General features: G+C 43.3%; 13 protein-coding genes and 2 pseudogenes. 4 read left to right on the top strand and 11 right to left on the bottom strand.

Translation table 11 applies throughout. From position 1 onward, the window contains the following. Positions 1 to 69: 69 nt before the first annotated feature. Positions 70 to 921: an alcohol dehydrogenase catalytic domain-containing protein gene (locus V7K36_RS28565; protein ID WP_335121026.1), complete on the bottom strand. Its 852-nt coding sequence runs from the start codon at positions 919 to 921 to the stop codon at positions 70 to 72. 721 nt (positions 922 to 1,642) lie between these two features. On the opposite strand from V7K36_RS28565, the gene V7K36_RS28560 reads away from it, so the two are divergent. The 4 genes and pseudogenes from V7K36_RS28560 to V7K36_RS28545 all read left to right on the top strand — a co-directional run. Next, complete coding sequence (locus V7K36_RS28560; RefSeq protein ID WP_335121025.1) at positions 1,643 to 2,602, top strand: TauD/TfdA dioxygenase family protein; 960 nt, start codon at positions 1,643 to 1,645, stop codon at positions 2,600 to 2,602. 216 nt (positions 2,603 to 2,818) lie between these two features. Continuing rightward, entirely contained in the window at positions 2,819 to 3,907 is a 1,089-nt protein-coding gene (locus tag V7K36_RS28555; protein ID WP_335121024.1) for an aliphatic sulfonate ABC transporter substrate-binding protein, read from the top strand. A 132-nt stretch (positions 3,908 to 4,039) separates the two neighbouring features. Continuing rightward, positions 4,040 to 5,311, top strand: a complete 1,272-nt coding sequence (locus V7K36_RS28550; protein WP_335121023.1) for an MFS transporter — start codon at positions 4,040 to 4,042, stop codon at positions 5,309 to 5,311. Positions 5,312 to 5,326: 15 nt separating this feature from the next. Continuing rightward, positions 5,327 to 5,641: pseudogene (locus tag V7K36_RS28545) on the top strand (CmcJ/NvfI family oxidoreductase); the annotation flags it as partial. Between the two features lie 274 nt (positions 5,642 to 5,915). Here V7K36_RS28545 and V7K36_RS28540 read toward each other — a convergent pair. The 10 genes and pseudogenes from V7K36_RS28540 to V7K36_RS28495 form a co-directional block, all read right to left on the bottom strand. Continuing rightward, positions 5,916 to 6,965 carry an aliphatic sulfonate ABC transporter substrate-binding protein gene (locus V7K36_RS28540; protein ID WP_335121022.1) on the bottom strand — a complete coding sequence of 350 codons (1,050 nt, stop codon included), beginning with the start codon at positions 6,963 to 6,965 and terminating at the stop codon, positions 5,916 to 5,918. Positions 6,966 to 7,384: 419 nt separating this feature from the next. Beyond that, positions 7,385 to 8,473, bottom strand: a complete 1,089-nt coding sequence (locus tag V7K36_RS28535) for a sulfonate ABC transporter substrate-binding protein (protein WP_335121021.1) — start codon at positions 8,471 to 8,473, stop codon at positions 7,385 to 7,387. Between the two features lie 293 nt (positions 8,474 to 8,766). Beyond that, positions 8,767 to 9,873, bottom strand: a complete 1,107-nt coding sequence (locus tag V7K36_RS28530; RefSeq protein WP_335121020.1) for an aliphatic sulfonate ABC transporter substrate-binding protein — start codon at positions 9,871 to 9,873, stop codon at positions 8,767 to 8,769. A gap of 312 nt (positions 9,874 to 10,185) precedes the next feature. Then, a complete protein-coding gene (locus V7K36_RS28525) occupies positions 10,186 to 11,007 on the bottom strand; it encodes a class I SAM-dependent methyltransferase (protein ID WP_334829598.1) in 822 nt (273 codons plus the stop codon). Between the two features lie 109 nt (positions 11,008 to 11,116). Then, entirely contained in the window at positions 11,117 to 12,298 is a 1,182-nt protein-coding gene (locus tag V7K36_RS28520) for an acyl-CoA dehydrogenase family protein (RefSeq protein WP_335121019.1), read from the bottom strand. A gap of 336 nt (positions 12,299 to 12,634) precedes the next feature. Then, positions 12,635 to 13,246 (bottom strand): hypothetical protein, encoded by a 612-nt coding sequence (locus V7K36_RS28515; RefSeq protein WP_335121018.1) that lies wholly within the window; start codon positions 13,244 to 13,246, stop codon positions 12,635 to 12,637. A 19-nt stretch (positions 13,247 to 13,265) separates the two neighbouring features. Continuing rightward, a complete protein-coding gene (locus V7K36_RS28510) occupies positions 13,266 to 13,595 on the bottom strand; it encodes a ferredoxin family protein (protein WP_335121017.1) in 330 nt (109 codons plus the stop codon). Next, positions 13,592 to 15,223, bottom strand: a complete 1,632-nt coding sequence (locus V7K36_RS28505) for an FAD-binding protein (protein ID WP_335121016.1) — start codon at positions 15,221 to 15,223, stop codon at positions 13,592 to 13,594. Before V7K36_RS28505 ends, V7K36_RS28510 begins: the two co-directional genes overlap by 4 nt. A 471-nt stretch (positions 15,224 to 15,694) precedes the next feature. Further along, positions 15,695 to 16,362 (bottom strand): annotated as a pseudogene (locus V7K36_RS28500) (IS1 family transposase). A 116-nt stretch (positions 16,363 to 16,478) separates the two neighbouring features. After that, the gene (locus V7K36_RS28495) at positions 16,479 to 18,047 is read right to left on the bottom strand and encodes a hydantoinase B/oxoprolinase family protein (RefSeq protein WP_335121015.1); all 1,569 of its coding nucleotides are present in this window, start codon (positions 18,045 to 18,047) and stop codon (positions 16,479 to 16,481) included. Positions 18,048 to 18,224 lie beyond the last annotated feature (177 nt).

The following is an 18,224-nucleotide window of genomic DNA, read 5'->3' as shown; positions in this document are numbered from 1 at the left end:
CGGACAAAACTTGTACAAAATAACCCTTTGAAAACAGCATTTTCATAAACTTTCATCCCAAGATATGGTTCAAACGCTGATTTGATCATTCAAAACCGTTGTTTTGCTACTCCTGCCGAATTCCCGTACCGTCATGGCGGCGGCCCGCACAGGTGTCGTACCTGCTGAAGGTGGCAGAATGTCCAGCACGCAGTCCATCGGACCCGGTGCTGCTTGCTTCATCCGCTCACGATCCTCACCCTCGTCGCCGCTGAGCTTCACGGTCCGAAGGCGATGACCGAAACGGCGCGCTAGATCCTCCAGCATCTTCTCGTTCCGACCTGGCGCGACGACGCAGCCTGCCCCCATCGCCAGGGCAACAGCGACGCCGGCGCTGCCGAAGTTCCCGGTAGCACCGCTGATCAGAATCGTCTCTCCTGCCTGTAGGTTCGCCGCTAAGAGACCGCCATACGGCACGAGAAGCAGGTTCAGCGCGCACCACCGCCCTGCCTCCTCTGGGTCGATTGAGCCGATTGAAATAGCATTCTCCGTCGGGACCAGCATCTGTTCGGCGAAGGAGCCGTGGTGGGAAATGCTTCTGCAAGCGCAGACCACGCCGCGAGCGCTCAAGCCTTGTAGCGTGATGTCGGGGGTTAATGCATCGTCACGCGATCGCACAGTCGGATCGCAGAAGACCCAATCGCCGACAACCAGACGCGTCGCGTCCGGTCCAACGGACCGCACGCGGCCGATCGCCCCGGCTGCCGATGCCATCGGCAGGCTGAGTAGGTATTTTCGCTTGCCGCTGAAGACCTCGTTCGCATAGGGTAGAACACCGTCCACCACGACATCAACGACGACTTCCCCCGTTCCCAGGATTGGGTCGGGCAAGGTCTCGACGACGAGTGACGATCCAAACGTTTTTAAAATTGCAGCTTTCATGGTCGCTCTCCAGTTTTGGAATGGGACTATCTCTATCCCTCTTCTGTCACTCTCCGAAAACAAAAATCAAAGGCAAATTTTAAAACTATGACTGGGATTAGGTTTGTGGCTTTATTTTCTAATATGTTGGAGACAATGATTATTTTAGACTAAAACTATTATCTGGTAAGGGTTACATCTTTTTATCTTTGTGCCTTGCATTCCGCCAGGTTCATTGCTTACTTTTGACGTAGGCACAGTCAGAGACTCCTTTACACGGGGACAGGGAGAGAGAATTCCCTGGAGGAGACTGCTCCTCATTCAAAACGTGTTGAACACGTTGGATGTAAGACTTTCACATCGCAGATAAATGGCTAGTCGCTACCGTAGGGAAAGTGCTTTCAATCCTGCACCTGAATGGTCGGTTTTGCACCTACATTGTCATTAAGTTGTCAGGGTTCATGACCCTGCGGCTAATCCTTTATAACCCTTACTGGGCTTGATTTTTAGCCAACGAATCGCACCGATCTAACAAAATCGCATTGCTCCCGACCACTAGCTGCAAAAACACAGGGAATTGCTAAATAGCAATTGCATACTACGGTATTTTTATCGGAATAGTGTATTATACTCTCAGTTATACTCCCAGCATAGGAATTTTGTTATTAGACTATCAGCAAAATTCCAAAGGCAACAGGCGAGTGTGAACACCACCCTATGAATCAAACTCTGGAGAATCTACATGGGCTACAAATATATTGAAGTCAAACAAGTAGCTGGTTTTATCGGTGCCGAAATCGGTAACGTAGACCTTTCCCGTCCTCTGAATGATGATCAAGTCAAAGAAATTCGTAAAGCACTATTGAAGTGGAAAGTCGTGTTCTTTCGTGGACAGAACATCGATCATGCTGCCCAGGTTGAGTTCACATCCCGTTTCGGCGAAGTCACTTTTGCCCATCCCCTCGGAGAGCCTGAACCAGTAGCGGGATTCCCGCAGATCAAACCCGTTGACCGTAGGCTCTATGAAAAGCAGTACGGTTTTCGCAGTGGAGGCCCCTGGCACACAGATGTAACTGCGGCTATTAACCCACCAGCAGCGTCAATTTTACGTGCGGTTAATGTTCCTAGCTTCGGTGGTGACACCCAGTGGAGTAATCTAGTTGCAGCTTACGAGGGTCTGTCAGCACCTCTACGGGCGCTAGCAGATATATTGAAAGCTGAACATCGCTTTAATGGGGGCGGGCATCACTACAACAGGAAGTTCACCGAGCGCATTGCTGTCAATCCTTTGGTTTCAATCCACCCGGTCGTAAGGGTTCATCCTGAGACTGGTGAGCGTGCGTTGTTTGTTAACCCTGGCTTCACTTCGCACATTGTTGATGTGTCACCACAAGAGAGCAAGCTGCTACTTGAGTTATTCTTCAACCAAATCACGAAGCCTGCCTATACCACCCGTTTCCGTTGGAACAATGGTGATATCGCGTTCTGGGATAACCGCGCCACTGTGCATTTAGCTCCTCAAGATTTAGATCATTTAGATGTCGAGCGTTTACTCTATCGCACCACCATCACTGGCGATGTTCCAGTTGGGGTTGATGGTTTCCGCTCAGAAGTAGTTCAAGGTGAGGCGTTCAGTTCAGAAGTACCAAGCGTCTTCAAGCAGAAAGCTGAGTCTAAGGAAGCACAACCAGTGCTTTCCTAAGCTACAAAGTGCAAGGAGAAATTTTTACTTTCAGATATAAAACTTTACTCCCCCTTTCCTTCTCCATTTTAGAGAGCAGAGGGGGAAAAGCTAGTTTTGACACCAAACCGGATGCGATTTGATAATTCCTTTTTGGCAAGGATAGATCAAATTGATTCGGTGAGCTTGCAGAGATTTTGCTCCCATCCTATCAGCGTCAAGATGAGGTAGAAGGCTATGGTCAGACCGCGAATTGGAAAGTACTCAATATCCAGGCGTGATTTACTTTACACTTTTTATGGGTTAGTGTCTTTTACTGCCTTAGTCAGTTGTGGAACAAACAAAGGCAGCACAGGTAATAGCAGTGCAAATAACAGCAGCACAACCTTGACTACTAATGCCATTAGTAACAATAAAGGCAGTACCAAGCTCGTTCGGCTTGGCTACCAAGTTTCCGGGGATTTAACCCACGAAAAAGGCGCGATCGAAAAACGCTTGGCTCCTCAAGGAATAGGTGTTACTTGGTCTCAATTTGTGTCCGGGCCACCGCTCTTAGAAGCCTTAAATGTGGGTAGTATCGATATTGGTCCAACCGGTGAAACACCACCAATTTTTGCCCAGGCTGCTGATACCAATCTGATTTATGTAGTTAATACCCCGCCAGGGACTGGAGAAGGTTCAGCAATTATTGTGCTAAAGGATTCTCCAATCCAAACATTGGCAGATATTAAAGGTAAAAAAGTTGCTTATTCTAGAGGGACGGCTCAGACCTTTTTTGTGGTGAAAGCGTTGGAAGAGGTAGGGCTAAAAATCAGTGATATTGAATCAGTGAATCTACCCGTTGCAGATGGAAGAGCAGCGTTTTTAAGCAAGACGGTTGATGCCTTTGTAGAAGGTGATCCTAATCTGATCAAGCTGCAACGGGAAGGCAGTATCCGGGTCTTAAGAAACGCCCAAGGAATTAAGACACCAGGAGGTTATTATCTAGCTTCACGAGATTTTGCAACTAATAATGCTGAACTCTTGAAAGCAATTTTGTCAGAGTACTACGAAGTTGGGCAGTGGGCAAACAAAAACAGGCGGGCTGCTGCCGAAATCCTCGCGCCGAAGGTCAAAACTGATGTCGATACTATGGAGTTGACGCTGACAAGAAGAAAATATGACATGAGACCAATTACTGAAGAAGTAATTAGCGCTCAACAAAAGGTTGCGGATCTTCTGTATGATCTGAAACTTGTGCCAAAACAAGTCGATGTTAAAGGAGCAACCTTAACTTCCCAGCAGTATGCAGCGATTACACCGGATGCCGTTAGGAATAAGGCTTAACCTTTGAATCAGTAAGCTTGCGACAAAAGCAGACGCGATGCCTGCGGCGGTAAACTACGCGATTATCCTATTATTAGTTAAACTGAATATCAGTTAATCTAATATTTAGTAACGCATAATATAATTCCCCTGATGAAAATTTGGAACAGACAACTAGGCGATCGCGTAAGTAATATCATTTACCAGTATTTACCCGCCTTACGCTGGCGTAACTTTCGGCTGTTTTTTGGGGGACAGTTACTATCAATGTCTGGGACATTTATGACCCAGCAGTTAACTATTCCTTGGCTGGTATACGATTTGACTCAATCGGCTTGGTTGTTGGGAATCGCAGGGTTTGTACAATTTTTACCTACGTTATTACTGATTCCCTTTTCGGGCGTATTGTCCGATCGCTGGAGTCGTCGTGACTTGTTAATGCTGGTGCAGATATTGGGAATTAGCGTTTCCCTGACTTTAACGATTCTTACCTTTACGAATTGGATTACGTTTCCCATCCTATTGGTATTGAGTGTTCTCAATGGTTTGCTCAAGGGATTAGATATGCCCGTGCGTCATACAATCGTCACCGAAACCGTAGACGATCGCGCCGATTGGGGCAATGCGGTCGCCTTGAATTCAGTGATGTTAAGTTCCTCGCTGGTATTGGGACCCGCGATGGGCGGGATTTTGATTGCGACGCTAGGGGTGAAATATTGCTTCCTCTACGATACCCTCAGCTATATCCCTGCTATCTTTACCCTGCTAGCGATGCGCCTGAAAGTCAGACCGATGCAAACCCTTACGAGCCTTAGCGATACTTTGCAGAAATTGTGGGAGGGCTTTGAATATGTCTCTAAATTCCAGCCGATTAGAGCAATTTTATTAATACTGGCGTTACAAGGTTTAGTCGGGATGTCTCATATCGCGCTCATGCCCGTCTTTGCGGCTAAGATTTTAAATGGGGATGCAACTACGATGGCTCACCTCAGCACCTCAGCGCCCATTGGCTCGTTATTTGCTTGTTTGTATCTGAGTGTTAGGCGAGGGATTGCGGGCTTAGAGCGTTTGATTATAGTCGCTCAAGTCTTGATCGGGATAAGTTTGATTTCCTTCTCACTATCGCGTCAAGTTGGATTATCCATAATCATACTGGTGTTTACAGGCTGCTTTTCCATCCTCCTGATTACCAGCAGTAATATGATTATCCAAACCCTAGTTGCTGAAGATAACCGCGGACGGGTGATGAGTTTTTATGCCCTAGCAATGGTGGGTATGATGCCCTTTGGGAATCTGTTATCTGGAACTTTGGCAGATAATTTTGGTGCGACTAATGCCTTGATTGTCTGTGGCAGTCTGAGTATCTTAGGTGCGCTATGGTTCTCTGCACAATTACCAGCAGTGAGCCGTTGGATTGATCCCTAAACAAGTCGCTTCTCCACTCGCGCCCGTCTAGAATTAGCAGCGCGGGGAATAGAGAATATTGATATTTTATTGCAACGACGCTTTGCCATTATTAATGTTTGGAGAGCGATCGCCCAACCAATCCAAGAATCACCGTTAGCAGTGTGTGATGCCCAAAGTATCGCCCCCACAGACCTTGTAGCTGGTGATTTGGTGTACCGTGATCACGTCGGCGAAACATACTTGGTTACGTATAATTCCCAACATCAATGGTTCTATTTCCCGCAAATGCACAGGGATGAAGCGCGATTTATTAAGTGTTTCGACTCAGATCAAGAGGGGATAGCACGTTAAAACAAGAGATGATTTGACTAATGCTAGAAAAAATTAGCTAATCGTCAGCAGGTTTGAAATATGGATTAGAGATTAGGGAAGAGAGTTTTTATCTTTTTGACCCGGATTTCTCACAAAGAGATAAAAAATGGGGTCAAAAACTGCGAAAATGTATATAGGATAAGCATTTAGGCAGTTATAAAGCATGACCCCAACTTTAACAGATCGTATACCAAAACAGTTCAGATTTGAACGGTTGATAGCTGAATAAGCCTGTCTCTACCTGTTTACGTTACTTGATATTATCAGGTGTGATAGCTTGATATTGCAGAGTAGGAAGAATAGCTTGTTTAACATCTATCTTACGCGGGATGACTTTTTGTGCAAAATAAAAATCAGCAACGGCCTGCTGTTGGGCAATGATCGCAGGTGTCAGTCTTCTCAATCTATAAGCACTACGGCGTACCACCTTTTCTACAATTGATACATCTAATTTCAGATCAGGAGCTAACTCGTTGGCAATTATAGTTGGGTTTTTTTCAGCAAATTCTCCTGCCGTCTCTGCTTCCTCTAAAAACACTTGCACCAATCCCGGATTTTGGGTCACAAATGGACGTCTGCCAAGATAAAATCCGCCTAGAGTGTTAATTCCTGCTCCATTTCTCAGATTACGAATCGGGACAGTACTTTCCACAACAGCTAACAACGGATCGCCACCCACCCAGGCGTCAGCCTTGTCTTGAAGAAAGGCATCGCGGGCTTCAGATGGAGTCAAAGCAACGATTTGAATATCGCTAATTTTGAACCCTACCTCTTGCAAAGCTTTTGCTAGTAAATACTGTGCATTCGACCCTACCTGAAAAGCAATTTTCTTACCTTTAAGATCCGCTACTTTCTTAATGGGAGAATTAGCTTTCACCACAATACCTTGGTTTGTACCATTGGTGGGCGTGCGTCCAGCAATATACACAAATTCAGGGATGCTTGTGGTTGCGGCTTGGGAAAATATTGGAGGTGTCTCTCCGACACTACCGATATCCACCTTACCTGCATTCAGCGCTTCTATCAATTGCGGCCCTGCTGCAAATGGCCCAACCCAATTTACAGTTACACCTAATGCTTTGAAACGTGGCTCAACAACTTTTCTGGCTTTGACAATATCACCAGAACTTTGATAGGCCAAGTTAATTACTTTGGCGTTAAATTCGGATTTTGTCTGCGCTTGGGTGCTTTGCACAAGGCTACCCACAAAGGGAGATAATAAAGCAAACATTCCCAATGCTGAATATTGGATAATACGCTTTAAAACTGTGCGGCGTTGTGGTTGAAATGGTTTGTTCATCAGTTGTAATTTTCCTTGTAGGTTTTAGCTTTTAAGTTGTAACCCATATTTTGCACTTCAAAATGTATTATATGAATAATTCAAAAATCATTACCAACAATGTCCATATTATTAAGTATTAATACTGACGATTATTGGTAGTTTGACTATGCTTATGGTTAGATTGCGTAGGCGCAGCCCAACCTAAGCATCGCTAGATTTCATAATCTTTGTATATTACAAAATGAATTGCGGAATGTGGGTTGTAAGTCTTACTTTCAAAAGCAAGTAAGATAATTGGAAGTTGTTCTGTCAACCTCCTAGAACACCAATTTAGTATTAAAACTTGAGATTGCACTAATTCAATAAATCTCTTTTTGGTTTTAGGAAATTGGTATTATAGTTGGCTGAAAAAAACAGCCTTTATATCTGATTAGTCTCTACTTTTCACTTATCAGTGTTGGTGGAGTAATAGCTGCATATTCTTTAGGTGTGAGCAGTGCTTCCTTAACATCAATCTTTTTAGGTAATATTTTTTCCTGATAAAATAAATCGGCAACACTTTGTTGAGCTTTCATCAATTCTGGAGTAATTCCTTTTAGTCGATAATTAGCGCGTCCAGAAATTATTTCTTGAATGGGGAGATCAATTTTAAGTACCGGTGCTATTAGTTTGGCTACTTCTTTACGATTTGCTTCTGCCCATTGACCATTTTTATCAATCTCTTCCAGGATAATCCGAAGTAATTCGGGATTGTCACTAGCAAACTCGCGTGTTCCTACATAATATCCACCTGGAGTACCAATATTTGTGGCATCTCTCAGCACACGCGCACCGTGGAGTTTTTCCACTAAAGCTAAGTGAGGATCACCAGTTACCCAAACTGGAATAGTGCCCTGAATAAATGCACCACGAGCTTCGATATTGGGCATACTCAAGACTTTAATATCACTGTATTTCAAGCCGACTTCTTCTAAAGCTTTGATGATAAAATAGTGAGAAGCAGAACCTTTTTGAAAGACAACTTTTTGTCCTTTGATATCAGCTAAAGTTTTAATTGAAGAACCTTTAGGAACTGCGATCGCACTCCCTTTACCTGAAGTAGCAGTAATTCGTCTACCAGCAAGATAGACGATTCTGGCACCAGCAGCTTGAGCAAAAATGGGAGGAGTTTCTCCTACTGAACCAACATCAATTTTGCCGACATTCATCGCTTCCATGAGTTGCGGCCCTTGGGCAAATTGTGCCCACTCAACTTTGACACCCAAGGGTTCTAAACGTTTTTCTAAAACTCTCCTCACTCTAACTAAATCACCAGAGCTTTGATACCCCATTCGCAGCAGTTTGGTTTTAAAAGTAATGGTTTTTGTGGCTGCTGGCTCTGCTTTCGTATCAGTTGCAGTATTTGTATTATCACTGGTTGATGTACAACTGATTAAAGTGGTAGATAAAGCCAAACAACCCGGCATTACAAATAACGCTATTCTACTGATTATTGTTGACTTTTTTTTGATTGTATTGCTAAACATCTTATACCTGTAGGTTCAATGCAAATATTTAAACAAGGATATAGTAATCTGTTGTTTCATTACATGAGAAACAATTGAGGTTAATATTTTTTGTGGACAAAAATAACTGTTAATTCTCGTTTAGATTTTATCTGTTTTTGAATTTAAATAAAGTGTTTATCAACACTTGTTTTTAGATAGAATAATATTTTTTATATATTTATATGAGTGTTTTGTACTGTCTAGTTTAGGAATCAGGGTGGATGGCTCCCACCCTATCGTTAAAAGCAGATTTGAGAATTTAACAGGGATAACTACTTATTCGCTAACACGTCTGAGGGAGTAATTTTGGCGTACTCTTCAGGTGTCAAAAACCCGTCTCTAACATTCACCTTCTTGGGGATAAGTCCTAAGCTGTACCACTTATCTGCAACTTCCTGTTGCTTGATGATGACTTTCTCGGTAATTGGTACCAGTCCATAGTCATATTTATCATGCATTATTTCTAGAGTCGGTGGATCTAGCTGAGTTACAGGAGCAAGCAGTTGTGCTACTTCTTTGGGATGATCCTTAGTCCAGATTTCTGTCTTTTGTAGCTCATCTAGAAACACTTTGATCACGTCAGGATGAGCCTGATAAAACTGGCGTGAGGTTGAGTAAAAGTTGCCAGTATCTCGCAACTTACCACCATCTGCTAAAACACGAGCGATTTTCTTTTGTTCATTTCTGGTAGCGAATGGCTCCCAAATATACCAAGCATCCACCTTGTTCTGACTAAATGCCGCATTTGCGTCTGCTGGTGCTAAAAAAACTGATTGGACATCGCTCAGTTTCAGCCCCGCATCTTCTAATGCCTTAACTAATAGGTAGTGGCCAATAGAGGCTTTTTGAAAAGCTACTTTTTTGCCCTTCAAATCAGCAACACTTTTAATAGGAGAGTTTACAGGAACTAAAAGTGAAATTGCTTTACCACTGGGGTGTGTAGTAGCTAGATAAACAAGGGGCGCTCCTGCTGCTTGTGAAAATACAGGAGGTGATTCGGCTGTAGATGCGATATCCAGTGCATTTGCATTCAAGGCTTCTAGCTGTTGTGGGCCAGCCGCAAACTCAGGCCACTGTACTTTAAAACCCAGAGGCTCTAATCGCTTTTCCAAGGAACCCTGCTTTTCTAAAACTGCCAGAGCAGTAAGTTGTTTTGACCGTACAATCCGCACTACTTGCTTTTCAGTTGACTTTGCTGTAGTGCTAGATGAAGCCACCGATTCAGGGGAAGCTGCCGACTGCTGAGTGTTATTTTTGGCTTCACTACAACTCGATAGAACCGTCGATAGCATTAAGCAATAGCTCATAGCAAACAGTAAAGAACGACGTGTTGTTCTTTGGCTTTTCCTGAATTCAAACTTTCCTTTTAAAGCTGGCATGGGTTATTTTATTTATTCCCTCTAGGTGGTTAGAACAATTATGATTAATTGCCATATAAATAACAAAAAGTCTTATCTATCAATTGATTTCAAAACGACACTAATTATTTTTTTGTAGGTTTAAAAATTTTATTTATTAAACTAGTAAATAGAGTGGGTTATACCCACTCTGCAACGACTTTAGGAACTGAAAATTTAATAGTGAGGAGGGCAAAATTTAGGAAGTGGAGTGAGAAAGGCTTACTCCAATGTCGTGCTAGTGGAAGATTGAAATTTGTGAGTGAAACTCTGTCTTGTTCGTGTTCAATTTTGCTAGTGCTTCCAAGCGACTAGGATTGTAGCTTTGAGTTCTTCTGTAAAATGTCCAGACGGCTCAACTGCTAGTAGTGCTTCTCTGAGATCCTTTTCAAATGCTGGGGCGTTATCGCCATAGAAAATTTTGAGAGAGAAAGCTGTAGTGTATAAGTAGCCAAGATAGCTATCGACAGTCCAAGATTTTTCAAATGGCACTTCATAGGTTTCTTGACGAGCAAAAGCCGAATTGCCAATTACGACTTCATGGGGAGGATCGACTGGCTTACGAGTACCTTGTCCTCGTTGTCCAGTCCGCCGTTCTTCACCTAACCATTTCTTTACTACTCCAACAGCAGCTTGTTTCCAAGGTAGATTGCTTTGCCAAGGGTTGTCACCAGTCTGAAGCAGTGCTAGTCCACCATCATCAGTAAGCAATTCATAGAGTCTCTCAAGCACTAATTCGCGTTCCATCCAGTGGAAGGCTCTACCAATAGTGGTTAACTTAAATTTCCCTAAACTAGAGTCAATTAACTCGGCTCCTTGTTCTAACCAAATAATATTATTTGCTCCGACTGCTGCTGCTTGCCGTTTAGCTTCTGCAATCATTCCTGGATCGGGATCGATCGCAACAACTTCTTCAAATCTGGTTCGCAGAGGAATTGAAATTAATCCTGGGCCAGTACCTAAATCAAGGAGTCGTCCTTGACCATTGAGATTAAATATTTCGGCTAGTTTGTCGAATACAACCTCTGGGTATTTAGTTCTATATTGAGCGTAGCCCTCTGCGGCTCCCTCAAATAAACTTGGGTCGTAGGTAGGAAGTGTTTTTAGTTGAGTCATATTAATTTTGGATTGGGGATAAGGGGTAATGGGTAATGGGGAGTGGGGAGTGGGAAGTGGGGAGTTAGGAGTTATTAAGAATTCTTCCCCATGCCCAATGCCCAATGCCCTAAGAATATTGTGTGATGACGGGTAGTTGATCGTTGAGTACCCAATCGCCGATTGCTCGCAATTTGTAGTCCACAGGATCGTGGAGAGTAAAGGTTCGCAAATCTCGCCAGTAACGATCAAACCCATATTTGGTTCCAGTGGCGCGAGTTCCCGTAACTTCAAAGATGCGGTTGGTAATATCTATACCTACACGGGTAGCTAATGCCTTGGAGGCGGAAACTGCGATCGCAGTTTCTCCCCTTTCTTGATAAGTAAGTTCTGTATCCTTGTCCCAGGCTGCTTGCACTTTCTCTGCTGCTTGATCAGCTAGAGCGATCGCGGCTTGAATTTCAATCCAAAAGTCTCCATAATGATGCAGAATATATGGGTCTTGAGTCGCACTATCTACCCCTGATGTAATCCAAGGTTGAGTAGTGATTTTAGTATATTCACGAGCGGCGGCGAAGGCTCCTTTAGTAATTCCCAGATAAACGTTGGTTTTTGTTAGCTGGGCAATAATACCAAGAAAAGTTGAAAAGGCATTATCAGGGGGATTGGGTGGCCCCAAAATCTCATCTTTTTCTACTAAAACATTGTTAAATGTATAACTAGCGCTATCAGTGCGACGTTGCCCAATATTGTCCCAATCTTGATTGGAAACTAACCCTTCCCTGTCTTTGGGAATTATGAATATGAAGGGCAATTCTACACCATCTTCCAAAGCGGAGAATACCCGATAATCTGCCACGGAAATACCTGTGCCAAAGCTTTTAACACCATTAGCACGAAAGTTATCACCTTCTGGGTTAATTTTCAGCCTAGTATCTTTTGTGTTAATGGCATTTGCCCAAAATAAGTTATTTTTAGCGGTTTCTCTATAATATTTTTCCTTTTGAGACAGCGTGCCAGAAACGTGACCCAAAGCTGTCAAGTTGAGATGATTACCATACAACTGACCAATTGAACCATCAGCTTTTGATAGCTTTCTGACAATTTTTAAGGCATCAATCCAAGTTGCACCAATGCCGCCATATTGCTTAGGTACAATCAGTGGTAGTAAGCCACTCTCACGCAGTTTATTAATTTCCTCTTCTGGAACTCCAGCTTTCGCATCCCGTTCAACTGCCGATTGAGCCAGTTCCTTGGACAGAGAAGTTGCTACCTCAATGTAATCCTTTGGTTTTGTAATATTTAGCACCATAATAAAATCATCCTTGCTACTTTAGTAATTCGTAATTATGGGAAACACAGAATAATGCTTATTAACTAGTTGGACAAAAATATTTACAGTCCTTGCTAGTGAAGCGTTCGTAATGACAGACTACTTAATTCAACAAGTTTCTAATCCGTTGCTCTGTGAAAGTTAAACAAGACATACTTGAACAATTTGGTATTAAACCCAGAGTTTAGGAGAAATGCAGAGTGGGCAAAATCCACCCTACAAATGAACAGAGGAAATGGAACATGGAACGTTGTAAAAAATTGTCCTTTGTCATTAGTCCTTTGTCCTTTGCAAATGACCAATGACTAATGACAGTTATTTCTTAGCCGCCAGATATTCGTTTGCGGCTTTCTCAACACCTGTACCTTTGAAGAAGTCTTGATTAAGACCGGTATACAACTCCAAGGGATGGATTGAGAGGAAGTAGCGGAGGTCTTCTTTAGTAATGATTTCGTGTTCTGCCATTGAGTAAGCGTTGGCAGTAACGGCGGTGATATCAGGTACATCCCAGTGACCGGAATCGGAGCCTAAGAAGGCTTTAACTCGGTCGCCAAAGGGATTAGCGGCACGATTAAAGGCTTGAGATACACGGGTATCGTCTGATTCCGTACTGAAGTAGAAATGATTCAAGAAGCGATCGCGCACATCTTCCGGTTTCTCAATTCCTGCTAGTTCAAATTCATCGAGTTCGCCTGGATCTTCTGGAGCCAATAGTTGATGGTGGAATCCTAAACCATCACCAATTTCGATTGAGTGAAGTACAGTTTTGGCCTCTCTCCTTTTAGGAGAGAGGCTTTGAATTTTTCCTCTTTCCCGCGTCGGGAAGGGGGTTAGGGGGTTAGGTCTGTCTGCATATCTGTACTTCACCGAATTGAAAATGACTATATTTTTACTCATAGAACCTGTTTCTACTTTGAACGACAGCATGACTCTTTTCTTTGCCGCACTATTTCATCTGCTTCAAAATTTGGAATGTTTGATCGGCTTTTGCTGTTGATGTGCGTTTATGTCCCCAACCGATGTTTTCTCGATAACTACCCAGCAGCCCAACTTCTGCCAATTCTGTCTCGTTGACTGAAGTCGTCACATCGCTTTCTGGTGCAACATAAAGAGCGTCAACTGGACAATACAATTCGCACATATAACAGGTTTGGCAGTCACTTTGTCTGGCAATGGTTGGCGGCGCATTAAATACTCTGTCAAACACGTTGGTTGGACAAATGTTCACGCAGAGATTACATTTGATGCACCGCGATTCGCTGACCAACTCAATCACACTGTCACCCCTATTTTAGATTTTGGATTTTGGATTTTGGATTTAAGTAGCGGCTGACTCTTCACCCAAACTTGATCTAATCCGCCACTAATCAGGTGATGTTGCTGGTTAGCATCAAGTTCTGGATAATCTAGATGTTTGTGCATACCACGAGTTTCTTTACGCTCAATGGCACTGCTGTACATCCATCGCGCTGTAGCTACCATTGCCGCAGCTTCTCGCGCCCGGATTAGCTCTTTATCTGATGTTACCTGACTACTGCGGAGTTCTTGCCAAAGATGATTTAGCTTACCTAAAGACTCTGTTAAGCCTTGTTCTGTACGGAAATAGTTCTTTTCGTAGGGAAATACTTCAGCTTGGACTGCTTGAATAATTTCATCAGTTGCCAAGGTTTGAGAGCGATCGCTCCCACTTTGTAATCCTACCTCCCCAACACCCCGAACTCGGCGTTGAGTTTTGTATTCCCCCAAACTGCGGGTATATTCAGCAGCCGATTTCCCCGACCAATAGCCAGAAGATATTGCCCAAGCTGCATTGTGGCTACCACCACCAGTAAATCCGCCACAAATCAGTTCCCGTGTGGCAGCATCTCCAGCCGCGTAGAGTCCCCGTACAGAACTGGCACAACTCTCATCTACAATCCGAATTCCCCCCGTACCACGCACAGTTCCTTCTAGGCGCAGAGTCACAGGGAAACGTTGAGTAAATGGATCGATCCCTGCACGGTCAAAGGGTAAAAAGAAGTTGGGCTGCGCTAAACGCATAGATGCCCGCATCGATTCCGCCGCTTTGTCTATGATGGCGTAAACTGGCTGTTGCAACAATGTCTCGGCAATTACTGACCGTCTATGAGAACTTGCTCCCGGAATGACAGTACCGTCTTCGTAGGTGAAAGTTGCCCAATTATAAAACAGGGTTTTGGTAACTGAAGAAAAGGCGGGAGAGATGCCGTAAGCATTGGAGAATTCCATGCCCGACATCTCAGCCCCTGCTTCTGCCGCCATTAGATAACCATCCCCTGTCAGGACGTTGCATCCTAACGCTTTACTGAGAAACGCACAGCCGCCTGTAGCGATGATTGTAGAGTGCGATCGCACTATCCATTTCTCCCCAGTCTGACGGTTCACACCCGTTGCACCAGCAACAGCACAATCGTCATCAACCAGTAGTTCTAAGGCGGGGCTATTATCTAAAATCTTCACTCCTGCCCGTTGAATTTGCCGCCGCATCAGCCGCATATATTCTGGCCCTTGCAGCGATCGCCGATAGGGTTTGCCTTCATCGTCGGTAGGGAAGGGATAACCCCACTCTGCTAACTGATTGACGTTTTCATAGGTTTGATCCAGTACCCGATCCATCCAATTGCGATCGGATAAAAACCCACCCAACGATTCCCGACTCGCCTTTGCTGTTTCTCGTGCTTCTGGATCGGGTGGCACGTACCACACACCATTACCAGATGCAGCAGCACATCCAGTTGTGCCACAATATCCTTTGTCTACGAGGATCACCCTAGCTCCATTTGATGCAGCACTCCAAGCCGCCCAAGTTCCGGCTGGTCCACCTCCAATCACAAGCACATCTGCTTCTAAGTCGAGTTCAAAATCGGTTGTTAACGTCTTCAGCATCTATAATTTCCCCCCATCGATAAAATCTTAAGCATCAAGTCTTCACCCCATCAATGCCGCACTAGCACTAATGTCAGAAATCTCTTTGCCTACCTACTTGACGGCTCACCAGTAGCGCCAATTTATCGTTTCTTAACACAGGTTGCCATTAGATTCGTATCTACAAACAACTTTAACTTGATTGATTTACCGTAGTTTTTAATATAACAAAGCATTTCACAGTTTTTGCTAAAAAGCAAGTACTCTAGGAAATGAATTTAAAAGTAAAGTTATGTAAAAAAGATTTTGTTATCTATATCCTTGCTTTTTACAATTTTTTGTGTGTAATATCATGTTCGGATAATCACTTATGATATAAGTAGGGATGCAAACGATGAACTATGCCGAAACGAATCAGTATAGCCACGCATTTAGATATTGCTGAGTTAGAACAGCTTTAGCGTCAAGCCGGTAGTAGTGCATAGTAATGATTTAGCTTCTGAGATTATCATTGTACTGATGAATAAAATACCAAATAGCACCAATATGGTTGTCCAACCTTTTAGAGAATCACAAGGTTTTACGAACTAACCGTCCAACTCGTTGCCGTAGAGTGTTGTTAAATCGTTCAATATAGCTTGTCTTGCCACTGTCTTTACCGACTGCTTTGTGTCTTTTACTAGGTAAAATCTGTTCATACGCTTCCCAAAACTCAGTGTAATAAATTGCACATTGACGATAGACTGGTGGTAGAGATTGCCATAATCTTTTAGCCGATTGGTCAGAGCGATCGCCTGCACCCCAAATCCATTGTTTATTGGATTTCGACCCTACGTATGACCACATCTCATCAATTTGGAGAATTAGCCTACCTGGTTTTTTTTAGTAACTTCCACGGATTTCGGAACTTGGTAGTATTTCTGATTTACGTAGTGTTGAAGCCAACGCAGTGAGACTCCAGTAACGCGGGCGATCGCAGCTAATGAAAGTCGTTCAAGTAAAAGTTTATCAATTAATTCACGTGTTGAATTGTCAATTGGTTGTCGGGTTGGACTCTCGACAAATTGTCGCCTACAATTTTGACATTTGAAGCGTTGTTTTCCGTAGTGAGTGTGTCTATTTTTAACTATGTTGCTTGAGTTGCATTTAGGACAGTACATAGCTCTGGTATTGAAAAACACTTCCTGATTTTATCATTACTATGCACTACTACCCTTATTTTAATATGGTATCCTGGCGCTTTGGCAGTGGATAGCGATCGCAGATGTCCTAGTTGTCATCCTCGCTTTTTACCAAATCCGCCTCCTCCAGGAGTTTCGATCACAAAAACATCCCCAGATTTGATCTTTACTGTTGCTGTGCTGTCTAAATTCTCTTCAATTCCATTCTGACGTTGTATCCAGTTGCGTCCGACAATTCCGGCTTCCCCACCATTTAATCCAAAGGGAGGGACAACCCGATGACCAGAGAGAATATTAGCTGTCATCGGTTCTAGAAAACGGATGCGGCGGACAACTCCATTCCCACCGGAATATTTTCCTTTACCACCGCTATCGGGACGAAGACTAAAGCTTTCTAAAAGCACAGGATAACGAGTTTCTAAAACTTCTGGATCGGTCAAGCGGGAGTTAGTCATGTGAGAATGAACACCATCAGTTCCATCAAAATCAATTCCTGCCCCAGAGCCGCCGCAGATAGTTTCATAATATTGATATTGCTCATTACCAAAAGTAAAATTATTCATCGTTCCTTGAGAAGCAGCCATCACACCCAAAGCACCATATAAAGCATCAACAATAGTTTGAGAAGTTTCGACATTACCCGCTACTACTGCTGCTGGATAAATTGGATTCAGCATACAGCCGACAGGTATAATAATTTCTAGAGGGTTAAGACACCCGGCATTCAGAGGAATATGATCATCAACCAAAGTCCGAAAGACATATAAGACTGCTGCTTGAGTTACTGCTTTCGGAGCATTAAAATTACTATTTAGTTGCCGAGAAGTCCCAGTAAAATCAATGGTTGCACTACGACTTTCTTGGTGAATCGTCACTTTAACTTGAATTATTGCCCCATTATCCATTTCATAAATAAATGCGCCATCCTTGAGAAGATTGATCACCTTTCTCACCGACTCTTCAGCATTAGCTTGCACAAATTTCATATAACCTTGGACAGTCTCAAGTCCGTATTGTGAAGCCATTTTACGGAGTTCTTGAACTCCCCTTTCATTCGCGGCAATTTGTGCTTTTAAATCAGCGATATTTTGCTCAGGCTTACGGGCAGGATAAATATGATTTGAGAGGTGCTGTCTGACTGCGGTTTCTCGAAAATTTCCCTCTTCAACTAAGAGAAAATTATCAAAAATAATTCCTTCTTCTTCTACTGTGGTACTGTGGGGAGGCATTGAACCAGGAGTAATTCCACCGATATCGGCTTGATGTCCACGAGAAGCGACGTAGAAAATGGGAGTAGAGGGTGTAGTATTTTCCTCACTTTTCAGAAATACAGGGGTAATTGCAGTGACATCAGGAAGGTGGGTGCCGCCATTATAGGGATTATTAGATAAATAGACATTTCCTGGTTTTAGAGTATCGCCTTGATCATGAATTAAGCTGCGGACACTTTCACTCATTGAGCCTAAATGTACAGGAATGTGGGGAGCATTAGCGACTAATAATCCCGATGAGTCAAAAATAGCACAGGAGAAATCTAACCTCTCTTTGATATTCACTGATGTGGCCGTGTTTTGTAACACAATTCCCATTTGTTCGGCGATAAATTGATAGAGATTTTTGAATATTTCCAAGCGGACGGGATCAGGTTGAGTTGTTGTGTACATTTTGGATTCCTGTTTGTTTAATTATTTTCCACCCTCGTCGCCACGCTCCTTTGCTACTTCAAATTAGTGAATGCAGGATGTCATATCATGTTCGGTAAATCACTTACGATTAAGCTCCGATTTTAATCCACCAGTGAAAACCCGTTAACCCTTGAATCAAATCTTGCTGTTGAAGTA

Source organism: Nostoc sp. (genome assembly GCF_036919555.1).
Lineage (GTDB): Bacteria > Cyanobacteriota > Cyanobacteriia > Cyanobacteriales > Nostocaceae > Nostoc.
Note: the sequence above shows the minus strand (reverse complement) of the source record. Positions and strands in the feature narration are given on the sequence as shown.

Coding starts and splice junctions, on each gene's coding strand:
- V7K36_RS28525 (WP_334829598.1), bottom strand. CDS start 11,007: ATGACTCAACTAAAAACACTTCCTACCTACGACCCAAGTTTATTTGAG.
- V7K36_RS28515 (WP_335121018.1), bottom strand. CDS start 13,246: ATGCTGTCGTTCAAAGTAGAAACAGGTTCTATGAGTAAAAATATAGTC.
- V7K36_RS28550 (WP_335121023.1), top strand. CDS start 4,040: ATGAAAATTTGGAACAGACAACTAGGCGATCGCGTAAGTAATATCATT.
- V7K36_RS28520 (WP_335121019.1), bottom strand. CDS start 12,298: ATGGTGCTAAATATTACAAAACCAAAGGATTACATTGAGGTAGCAACT.
- V7K36_RS28505 (WP_335121016.1), bottom strand. CDS start 15,223: ATGCTGAAGACGTTAACAACCGATTTTGAACTCGACTTAGAAGCAGAT.
- V7K36_RS28535 (WP_335121021.1), bottom strand. CDS start 8,473: ATGTTTAGCAATACAATCAAAAAAAAGTCAACAATAATCAGTAGAATA.
- V7K36_RS28530 (WP_335121020.1), bottom strand. CDS start 9,873: ATGCCAGCTTTAAAAGGAAAGTTTGAATTCAGGAAAAGCCAAAGAACA.
- V7K36_RS28560 (WP_335121025.1), top strand. CDS start 1,643: ATGGGCTACAAATATATTGAAGTCAAACAAGTAGCTGGTTTTATCGGT.
- V7K36_RS28565 (WP_335121026.1), bottom strand. CDS start 921: ATGAAAGCTGCAATTTTAAAAACGTTTGGATCGTCACTCGTCGTCGAG.
- V7K36_RS28555 (WP_335121024.1), top strand. CDS start 2,819: ATGGTCAGACCGCGAATTGGAAAGTACTCAATATCCAGGCGTGATTTA.
- V7K36_RS28540 (WP_335121022.1), bottom strand. CDS start 6,965: ATGAACAAACCATTTCAACCACAACGCCGCACAGTTTTAAAGCGTATT.
- V7K36_RS28495 (WP_335121015.1), bottom strand. CDS start 18,047: ATGTACACAACAACTCAACCTGATCCCGTCCGCTTGGAAATATTCAAA.